The following is a 9,753-nucleotide window of genomic DNA, read 5'->3' on the forward strand; positions in this document are numbered from 1 at the left end:
AAGCCTGCGCGGGGGGCGAGGTCCCCGCACCGGCCGTGGCCGGCCGGTCACGGAAGCTGGTCCAGCCGCCGCAGGATGATCCCCTCGCGCAGCGCCCAGGGACAGATCTCCAGCTCATCCACCCCGAACAGATCCATGGCCCCCTCCGCCACGAGCGCCCCGGCGAGGAGTTGCGCGGCGCGCCCCTCCGAGACCCCCGGCAGTTCCACGCGCTGGGCGGCCGTCATCGACGCCAGTCGCGGCACCCACTCCTCCAGCGCCTTGCGCCCCAGCGTGCGCGTCACGTACAGCCCCTCGCCGGAGCGCGCGGCGCCCGCGATCCGGGCGAGCTGGCGGAAGGTCTTCGACGTGGCCACCACCCGGTCCGGATCCCCGAGCCGGCTGAAATCGCTCACGGTGCGGGCGATCTGCGCCCGTACGAACCGGCGCAGCGCCCGTACGTCCGCCGGGTCCGGCGGATCACCCGGCAGCCACGACGACGTCAGCCGTCCCGCGCCCAGCGGCAGGGAGACGGCCTGGTCGGGGTCCTCGTCGATGCCGTACGCGATCTCCAGCGACCCCCCGCCGATGTCCAGCACCAGCAGCTTCCCCGCCGACCAGCCGAACCACCGGCGCGCGGCGAGGAACGTCAGCCGCGCCTCCTCCTCGCCGGAGAGCACGGTCAGCTTCACGCCGGTCCGGTCCGCGACCCGGGCCAGCACGTCCTCGGCGTTGGCCGCCTCGCGCACGGCGGAGGTGGCGAACGGCAGTACGTCCTCGGCGCCCTTGTCCTCGGACACCACCAGGGCTTCCTGGACGGTGTCGATCAGGCGCTCGATGCCCGGCTCGCCGATCGCGCCCTCCTCGTCGAGCAGTTCGGCCAGCCTCAGCTCCGCCTTGTGCGAGTAGGCGGGCAGCGGCCGGGCACCCGGGTGGGCGTCGACCACCAGCAGATGGACCGTATTCGAACCGACATCGAGCACTCCGAGTCTCATGGTGGAGACGCTACCGCCCTCCTGAACGGGCCGTACGCTGGAGGCGTGGCCAAGACGAACAACGCAAACCCGGCCGATGAGACCGGTCTCGACTTTCCCCGCGCATGGGTCGAATTCCCCGATCCGGCCGACGAGGACCAGATCTTCCGCTGCGATCTGACGTGGCTCACTTCGCGGTGGTCGTGCATCTTCGGCAAGGGGTGCCAGGGGATCCAGGAAGGGCGTGCGTCGGACGGGTGCTGCACGCTCGGCGCGCACTTCTCCGACAAGGACGACGAGAAGCGGGTCGCGGGGTACGTCAAGCAGCTCACGCCGGAGCTGTGGCAGTACCACGCGGAGGGCACGGCCACGAAGAAGGGCTGGGTCGAACTCGACGAGGACGGCGAGCGCAAGACCCGCCGTGTCGACGGCGCGTGCATCTTCAACAACCGCCCCGGCTTCGCCGCGGGCGCGGGCTGCGCGCTGCACCTGCTGGCGCTGCGCCAGGACCGCGAGCCGCTGGAGACGAAGCCGGACGTGTGCTGGCAGCTGCCGGTGCGGCGGACCTACGACTGGGTCACGCGGCCGGACGACACGAAGATCCTGATGGTCTCCATCGGCGAGTACGACCGCCGCGGCTGGGGCCCGGGCGGCCACGACCTCCACTGGTGGTGCACCTCGGCCCGCTCCGCCCACGGCGCCGGCGACCCGGTGTACGTCAGCTACCGCGCGGAACTGGTGGAACTGATGGGCCCCAAGGCCTACGACACCCTGGCCGAGCTGTGCGAACAACGCCTGGCGTCGACCCTGCCCCTGGTGGCACCACACCCGGCAGACGCCTGACCCCTTCCGACGCAGCCCACCACCCGCCCTGCCTGCGCCGCGTGCCCGCAGGCGGCGCGGCCGGCGAAGCCCGCCACCGACGTGCACCGCCTTCGTTACGCGGCCGGCCACGTCTGGGTGCGCGTGCGCGGAGCCCGGTGCCATTCGCTCTCGCCGAGCCACTTGCCGCCAGGTGTTCGTGGGCGAAGCCCCCAGAACCGACCCGTGCTTACCCGGCCGCCTCCTCCAACGGGGTCTGGGGCGGAGCCGCCGGAAGTTGGTCCACGCTCACGTGGCCGCCTGCTCCCACGGGGTCTGTGGCGGAGTCCCCGGGAAGTTGGTCCGCGCTCACCTGGCCACCTGCTCCCACGGGGTCTGTGGCGAAGCCCCCAGAACCGACCCGTGCCTCCCTGGCTGCCTGCTCCCACGGGGTCTGGGGCGGAGCCGCCGGAAGTTGGTCCGCGCTCACGTGGCCGCCTGCTCCCACGGGGTCTGTGGCGGAGTCCCCGGGAAGTTGGTCCGCGCTCACCTGGCCACCTCCTCCGACGGGGTCTGGGGCGAAGCCCCAGGAATCGACCCGTGCTTACCCGGCCGCCTCCTCCGACGGGGTCTGGGGCGGAGCCCCAGGAATCGACCCGTGCTTACCCGGCTACCTCCTCCCACGGGGTCTGGGGCGAAGCCCCAGGAAGGATCCGCGCCGACCCGGCCGCCCTCCCCTCAGGGGGTCTGGGGGCGGAGCCCCCAGAGCCTGCTCAATCGCGCCCCGCGCCGGAGGCGCTCCCGCCCCGGGCGATAATCGACGTATGAGTGACGCGCCCCCCGCCCCCGAGCCCCTGCGCTTCTTCGGGACGACCTGGGTCGACCGGGGTGCGCCCTACTGGGCGCGCCGCGTGGCGCTGGCCGTGGGCGCCCTGGCCGCCGCCGCGGGCGGCGCGTTCGTGCTGCGCCTCGCCTACGAGGGCCTGACCCTCGGCGACAGCGGGAACTTCGTCTCCTGGCTGATGATCGCCGCCTTCGCGGTCTGCAGCTCGCTGGCCTTCACCCGCACCCTCACCGGCTTCACCCGCCGCCGTACCGCCGAGGAGGCCGCCCGCGACGCCGCGTCCCGCGCCACGATGGGCATCGGCTTCATCGGCGTCCTGCTGGCGTACTTCGTCCGCGACCTGATCGAGGCACCCGGCGAGAAGCTCCACCGCGCCGAGTGGCAGGAGGCGGCCGCCCTGCGCGCCAAGCAGCGCACCACGCGCACCGGCAACCCGTCCAAGCGCAAGCGCCGGCGCTGACCGGCAACCCCGCTGACACCGGGCCGCCGGCCCCGGCATGATCGCCGTATGACGACGAAGCCGAGGTACTCCGAGACCCACCGCAACACCCACCGCGCGCTCTCCTTCGACACCGTCGCCGCCCAGTACGCCGCGGCCCGCCCCGGCTATCCACCCGCCCTCCTCGACGCCGTCGAGGACCTCACCGGCCGCCCGCTGAAGGACGCCGACGTGCTGGACTGCGGCGCCGGCACGGGCATCGCCACCCGGCTGCTGCGCACCCGCGGCGCACGCGTCGTCTCCCTCGAACCGGGCGCCGCCATGGCCGCCGAGCTGCGCGCCGCCGAGCCGGACGCGCCCGTCGTACGGGGCGACGGCAACGCCCTGCCGTTCGCGGCCGGCACCTTCGACCTGCTGACGTACGCCCAGGCCTGGCACTGGACCGAACCCGCCCGCTCCGTCCCGGAGGCCCTGCGCGTACTGCGGGATGACGGCGCGCTGGCGCTGTGGTGGAACGACGGGGACGCGAGCGTGGACTGGGTCGCCGAGGAGGAGGCCCGCCTCGACTACGTCAGCCGCGGCTTCACGGAGGACGTCCCGCTGATGCTGGCGCCCTTCCCGGTACGGGTCGACACCCGCGCCGTCGCGTGGTCGCGCCGCGTCTCGGTGGACGACCACGTACGCAACCTCGGCAGCCGCTCGTTCTTCAACGTCATGGAGCCCGAGCGCCGCACCGCCCTCCTCACCGAGGCCCGCGCCGAACTGCTGAAGCTCTTCCCGGACGGCGAACTCGACGAGCCGTACGTCTGCACCCTCCACCTCGTACGGGCGCGCTGAACCCCGACCCGTCTCAGGGGCTTCCCTGACTCGTCCCGGACATGTGTCAGCCTGCTTTGACAGGTCCGTCCGACACCTGTCAGCTTTGACTGACAGGCACCGGCGGAACGCGTAACACAAACGAAGGAAACGCATGGCGGAACCAGCCCGCCCCACCGGAGACGAGCTCCTCAAGGTGCTGGCGGCGCTCGGCAACCCGCACCGGCTGCGGATCGTCGCCGCGCTCCTCGGGGGCCGCAACTACGTCAGCAAACTGGCCCGCGACCTGAACATCGGCCGCCCGCTGCTGCACATGCACCTGCAGCGGCTGGAGGCCGCGGGGCTGGTCACCGGCGAGCTGGAGCTCTCGGACGACGGCAAGGCGATGAAGTACTTCGAGCTCACGCCGTTCAGCTACACCCTGACCCCCGAGACCGTCGCCGAGGCGGCGTACACGATCACGGACGACGAGACGCGGAAAGAGGACGCGAAGTGAACGAGCAGACGGTGACTCTCGCCGGGGACGAGGTCGGCGCCATCGTCGGCGCCGTCGGAGCCCTGGGCTTCTTCTCGCTGATGATCGTGATCGTCTGGCAGGTCGCGAGCACCTGGCGGGCGAAGATGCTGGCGGCGCGCGAGGAGCAGTACAAGCGGATGGCGCTGAAGTACCAGGAGCTGCTGGAGGACAACATCGAGCTCCACCGCCGATCGCTCGACGAACTCACGGACGCGAAGCGGGCGCTGACGTCGATGGAGAAGATGATGCGCGAGATCGAGTAGCGGCCGGGCCCGAAGGCTCGAAGGCTCGAAGGCTCGACGGCGTGCGGGTCCGGGGCTTGACGCCCCGCCCCCCGCGCGGGATATTCAACATATGGTGAATTACGACGAGGCAAGCCCACGCCCCCCGGACGGGCACGCGGCCGTGCACGCCCGCGGCCTCACCGTCGTCCGCGGCACCCGGACGGTCCTCAGGGGCATCGACCTGGACGTCCCGTACGGCCAGGTCACCGGGCTGCTCGGCCCCTCCGGCTGCGGCAAGTCCACGCTGATGCGCGCCATCGTCGGCACCCAGGCCAAGGTCACCGGCACCCTCGACGTACTCGGCGAGCCCGCCGGCGCCGCCCCGCTGCGCAGCCGCATCGGCTACGTCACCCAGGACCCCTCCGTCTACCGGGACCTCACCGCCCGGCAGAACCTCGAGTACTTCGCGTCCGTGCTCCAGCCGAGGACCTCCCGCGGCGACCGGCGCGGGCAGGTGGAGCGCGCGCTGGCCGACGTCGACCTCACGGACCACGGCGACGCCCTCGCCGGCAACCTCTCCGGCGGCCAGCTCAGCCGCGTCTCGCTGGCCGTGGCGCTGCTCGGCACCCCCGACCTGCTGGTCCTGGACGAGCCCACGGTCGGCCTGGACCCCGTGCTGCGCCGCGATCTGTGGAACCTCTTCCACCGCATCGCGAGCGAACGCGGCGCGACCCTGCTCATCTCCTCGCACGTCATGGACGAGGCCGAGCGCTGCCACCGGCTGCTGCTGATGCGCGAGGGGCGCATCCTCGCCGACGACGCCCCCGACGCGCTGCGCGAGCGGATGGGGACGGGCACGGTCGAAGAGGCGTTCCTCAAGATCGTCGACGCCGAAGCGGCCAAGGAGGCCCTGCGATGAACGCCACCCGCACCCTCGCCACCACCGCCCGCGTCCTGCGCCAGCTGCGCCACGACCCGCGCACGATCGCGATGATGCTGTTCATCCCGTGCGTCATGCTGGCCCTGCTGTACTGGGTCTTCGACGACAGCCCACGGCAGTTCAACGTCACCGGCGCCTCCCTGCTCGGCATCTTCCCGCTGATCACGATGTTCCTGGTGACCTCCATCGCCACCCTGCGCGAACGCACCAGCGGCACCCTGGAGCGCCTCCTCGCGATGCCGCTCGCCAAGGGCGACCTCATCGCCGGCTACGCGCTCGCCTTCGGCGTCATCGCGATCATCCAGGCGTCCCTGGCCACCGCGCTCGCGGTCTGGGCGCTCGACCTCGACGTCGCCGGCTCCCCGTGGCTGCTGCTGGTGGTCGCCCTGCTCGACGCGATCCTCGGCACGGCGCTCGGCCTGTTCGTGTCCGCGTTCGCGTCCTCGGAGTTCCAGGCGGTGCAGTTCATGCCGGCCGTCGTCCTCCCCCAGCTCCTGCTGTGCGGCCTGTTCGCGCCGCGCGACACGATGCAGCCGGTGCTGGAGGCCGTCTCGGACGTCCTGCCGATGTCGTACGCCGTCGACGCCATGGGTGAGGTCCTGGTGAACACGGACGTCACGGCGACGTTCGTCCGCGACGCGTCGATCGTCGCGGGTGTGGCGGTGCTGGTCCTGGCCCTGGGCGCGGCCACCCTCCGCCGCCGTACGGCCTGACGCGGCCCCCGAACCGTCCCGGCGGGTGGTAGCGGACCCGCCGGGACGTCCGCGCCCCGCCCGGTGCCCACCCTGTGGACAAACCGCGGTGAAGTCGGACCCGGATGCGAAGATGACCCCATGACGCAGAAGGTCGCAGTGCTCGGTGCGGGGAAGATCGGCGAGGCCCTCCTCAGCGGCATGATCCGCGCGGGCTGGTCGCCGAAGGACCTCCTCGTGACGACCCGCCGCCCGGAGCGCGCCGAGGAGCTGCGCACGCGGTACGGCGTGGAGGCCGTCTCCAACACCGAGGCCGTGAAGCGGGCCGACACCCTCATCCTCGCCGTGAAGCCGCAGGACATGAGCACCCTGCTCCGGGAGCTCGCCCAGGACCTGCCCGCCGACCGCCTGGTCATCAGCGCCGCCGCCGGCATCCCCACGGCCTTCATCGAGGACCACCTCCCGCACGACACCCCCGTCGTACGCGTCATGCCGAACACCCCGGTCCTCGTCGACGAGGGCATGTCCGTCCTCTCCGCCGGCAGCCACGCCGGCCCCGAGCACCTCGCCCACGCCGAGGAGATCTTCCAGCCCGTCGGCAAGACCCTCCGCGTCCCCGAGACGCAGCAGGACGCGGCCACCGCCCTGTCCGGCTCCGGCCCCGCGTACTTCTACTACCTCGTCGAGGCCATGACCGACGCGGGCATCCTCCTCGGCCTGCCCCGCGACAAGGCCCACGACCTGATCGTCCAGGCCGCCATCGGCGCCGCGGTGATGCTCCGCGACAGCGGCGAACACCCCGTCAAGCTCCGCGAGGCGGTCACCTCCCCGGCGGGTACGACGATCAACGCGATCCGCGAGCTGGAGAACCACGGCGTACGCGCCGCCCTGATCGCCGCCATCGAGGCGGCCCGCGACCGCTCCCGCGAACTGGCCTCCGGCCAGTAACAAGGCGCCCCGGCACCGGGATTGCCCCCGCCCCGCGGCGGGGGTTAGCCCCACCCGAAGACGGGCGCCCGCCGGATCCACGCGGCGAGCGCCGCTCCCTACCGTCGTAGCCATGACGAAGAAGCGGCGCATCCTGGCCCTGACCCTCACGACCGCGGCCCTCACGGGCGCCACGGCCACCGCCTGCTCCACCACGCACGACGGCACGCCCGAGACCCGCACGTTCACCCTGCCCCGCGGCACGGAGACCCTGACCATCGACGCCGAGGACACCGCCGTCGAACTCGTGCCCGTGGCCCGCACCGGCACGGACATCAAGGTCACCCGCCGGTTCGAGGCCAAGGAGTGGAACGGCGACACCGGCATCAGCTGGTCCCAGGACGGCAGCACCCTCAGCTTCCGTACGAAGTGCAGCGGCGTGTTCGTCGACTGCGAGGCCAGCCACCGGGTCGAGGTCCCCGCGAACCTGGCGGTGAAGGTGAAGGGCCGCGACGGCTCCATCACGGCCAGGGGTTTCGCGAAGCCCCTGGACATCAACAGCCACGACGGCTCCATCCGCATCGAGGACAGCACCGCCCCCCTCAGCCTCACCACGCACGACGGCTCGATCCGCGTCGACGGCAGCACGGCCCCGCTGACCATGAGCACCACGGACGGCTCCATCCGCGCCTCCGCACTGACCTCCTCGGACGTCACGGCGAACACCCACGACGGCTCCATCCGCCTGACCTTCACGGACACCCCGCGGCAGGTGAAGGCGGAGAGCCGGGACGGCAGCGTCCGCCTCGCCGTCCCGCGCACGCCGTACAGGATCACGACCTCGGCCAAGGACGGCAGCGTCGACGTCGACGTCCCGCGCGACGACGCCAGCTCCCACACCCTGGAGGCCCGCACGCACGACGGCTCGATCCACATCAGCGCCACGGCCTAGCCGACGCGCTCACCCCGCCGCCGGCATCAGCCCCACCGCCTCGTACGCCGCGTCCACCCGGGGCCGCGCCAGCCCGCGCGCCCGCTCGGCCCCCGCCCGCAGCACCGCGTCGACCTGCGCCGGATCCGCCGCGATCTCCGCGTGCCGGCGCTGCACGGGCCGCAGCAGCTCCACCACGGCGTCGGCGGTGTCCCGCTTCAGCACCCCGTACCCGGCCCCCGCCGCCGCGTACTCCTCGGCGACCTCCGCCGGCTTACGGGACGTGGCCGCCGCCAGCAGCTCCAGCAGGTTCGACAGCCCCGGCCGCTCCTCCCGGTCGTACGCGATCCCGCTCCCGCTGTCCGTGACCGCCCGCATGATCTTCTTCCGCAGTACGTCGGGCTCGTCCAGCAGCCGGAGCACCCCGCTCGTCACGGCCCGGGACTTGCCCATCTTCGCGCCGGGCTCCTGCAGATCCATCACCCGTGTCGCCACGGCCGGATGCGTCGCCCGCGGCACCCGGAACACCGGCCCGTACCGCTGGTTGAACCGCGCCGCCAGATCCCGCGCCAGCTCGACGTGCTGCGCCTGGTCGTCGCCGACCGGCACCTCGTCCGTCCCGAACATCAGGATGTCCGCGGCCATCAGCACGGGATAGGTGAGCAGCGACAACCGCACACTGCCCCCCTTGGCCCGCTCCTGCGCGGCCTTCTCCTTGTACTGGACCATCCGCCGCATCTCGCCGTCCGTGGCCGTGCACTCCAGCAGATAACCGAGCCGGGTGTGCTCGTCCACATGGCTCTGCACATAGACGGTGCACAGCGCCGGATCGAGCCCGCAGGCCAGGAGCAGCTGCGCCGTCTGCCGGGTCAGCCTTCTCAGCCGCGCCGGATCGTGCTCGACGGTCATGGCGTGCAGATCGACGACGCAGAACAGGGCGTCCGCCCGGTGCTGGTCCTCCTCGGCCCACCGCCGGATGGCCCCCAGATAGTTCCCGATGGTCAGATGCCCGGTGGGCTGGGCGCCGCTGAAGATACGAAGTCGCGTCATGGCTGGTCACGTCTCCCGTGAGCTCGGTGGTCGGGCCGTACGGTCCGCCGGCCGGCTGCGGGTACCAGACACGCGAAACGGCCGCCGGATCGGCGGCCGTGGGATGCATACGAGAGCGGCCGCCGTCAGGCGGCCCACCACAGGTGGTGATGGCTGCTGCTCGCATGCAGGTTCATAGGGGCAACGGTAGCGAGGCGGGGCCCACGGGGCGAGGTCTTTGCCCACGTCGAGGGGGGCTTGACACGGCCCCCTCGGATCCGTAAGGTTCTCCGAGTTGCCACGGAGCCGGTTGAAGGTTCCGAGCGGTCCATCGGATCGTTTCCGGCGACACCCACTACTCAGCACGTCCCCTTCACCGGGTCAATTTCGGCATGCCGAAATTCGATTCGAAAAGGCTCGATTAGGAGTCTGGAGGGAAACCCGCTAACGTAGTGAACACACCGCGAGGGCGGGCCGCGAAAGCGAAAACGACCTCACGGAGTGAATCCCGCCGGCCGGGACAGAGACTGAAAAGGATCTGATAGAGTCGGAAACACCGAAGGGAAGCGCCCGGAGGAAAGCCCGAGAGGGTGAGTACGAAGGAAGCGTCCGTTCCTTGAGAACTCAACAGCGTGCCAAA

11 protein-coding genes are annotated in these 9,753 nt (G+C 71.7%); 9 read left to right on the forward strand and 2 right to left on the reverse strand.

The genetic code is table 11. The features are described from left to right. Positions 1–47: 47 nt before the first annotated feature. Positions 48–974, reverse strand: coding sequence for a Ppx/GppA phosphatase family protein (locus AB0M28_RS24555; protein WP_365408790.1), 927 nt, complete (start codon positions 972–974; stop codon positions 48–50). Between the two features lie 45 nt (positions 975–1,019). Between AB0M28_RS24555 and AB0M28_RS24560 the strand changes: the two genes are divergently transcribed. The 9 genes from AB0M28_RS24560 (at position 1,020) to AB0M28_RS24600 (ending at position 8,105) form a co-directional block, all read left to right on the forward strand. After that, the gene (locus tag AB0M28_RS24560) at positions 1,020–1,796 is read left to right on the forward strand and encodes a hypothetical protein (protein WP_365408793.1); all 777 of its coding nucleotides are present in this window, start codon (positions 1,020–1,022) and stop codon (positions 1,794–1,796) included. 782 nt (positions 1,797–2,578) lie between these two features. Beyond that, positions 2,579–3,058: a hypothetical protein gene (locus AB0M28_RS24565; RefSeq protein WP_365408796.1), complete on the forward strand. Its 480-nt coding sequence runs from the start codon at positions 2,579–2,581 to the stop codon at positions 3,056–3,058. Between the two features lie 48 nt (positions 3,059–3,106). Beyond that, complete coding sequence (locus AB0M28_RS24570; protein WP_365408799.1) at positions 3,107–3,874, forward strand: class I SAM-dependent methyltransferase; 768 nt, start codon at positions 3,107–3,109, stop codon at positions 3,872–3,874. Between the two features lie 133 nt (positions 3,875–4,007). After that, the gene (locus tag AB0M28_RS24575) at positions 4,008–4,349 is read left to right on the forward strand and encodes a winged helix-turn-helix domain-containing protein (RefSeq protein WP_365408802.1); all 342 of its coding nucleotides are present in this window, start codon (positions 4,008–4,010) and stop codon (positions 4,347–4,349) included. Beyond that, complete coding sequence (locus tag AB0M28_RS24580; RefSeq protein ID WP_365408805.1) at positions 4,346–4,633, forward strand: hypothetical protein; 288 nt, start codon at positions 4,346–4,348, stop codon at positions 4,631–4,633. Before AB0M28_RS24575 ends, AB0M28_RS24580 begins: the two co-directional genes overlap by 4 nt. A gap of 91 nt (positions 4,634–4,724) precedes the next feature. Next, positions 4,725–5,513, forward strand: a complete 789-nt coding sequence (locus AB0M28_RS24585; protein ID WP_365408808.1) for an ABC transporter ATP-binding protein — start codon at positions 4,725–4,727, stop codon at positions 5,511–5,513. Beyond that, positions 5,510–6,247 (forward strand): ABC transporter permease, encoded by a 738-nt coding sequence (locus tag AB0M28_RS24590; RefSeq protein ID WP_365408811.1) that lies wholly within the window; start codon positions 5,510–5,512, stop codon positions 6,245–6,247. The genes AB0M28_RS24585 and AB0M28_RS24590 overlap by 4 nt, the downstream gene beginning before the upstream one ends. 120 nt (positions 6,248–6,367) lie before the next feature. Continuing rightward, the gene (gene proC / locus AB0M28_RS24595; RefSeq protein WP_365408814.1) at positions 6,368–7,174 is read left to right on the forward strand and encodes a pyrroline-5-carboxylate reductase; all 807 of its coding nucleotides are present in this window, start codon (positions 6,368–6,370) and stop codon (positions 7,172–7,174) included. Between the two features lie 112 nt (positions 7,175–7,286). Beyond that, positions 7,287–8,105, forward strand: coding sequence for a DUF4097 family beta strand repeat-containing protein (locus AB0M28_RS24600; RefSeq protein ID WP_365408817.1), 819 nt, complete (start codon positions 7,287–7,289; stop codon positions 8,103–8,105). Between the two features lie 9 nt (positions 8,106–8,114). On the opposite strand, the gene trpS is transcribed toward AB0M28_RS24600, so the two are convergent. After that, positions 8,115–9,134 carry a tryptophan--tRNA ligase gene (gene trpS / locus AB0M28_RS24605; RefSeq protein WP_365408820.1) on the reverse strand — a complete coding sequence of 340 codons (1,020 nt, stop codon included), beginning with the start codon at positions 9,132–9,134 and terminating at the stop codon, positions 8,115–8,117. Positions 9,135–9,753 lie beyond the last annotated feature (619 nt).

The organism is Streptomyces sp. NPDC051940 (genome assembly GCF_040680895.1).
Lineage (GTDB): Bacteria > Actinomycetota > Actinomycetes > Streptomycetales > Streptomycetaceae > Streptomyces.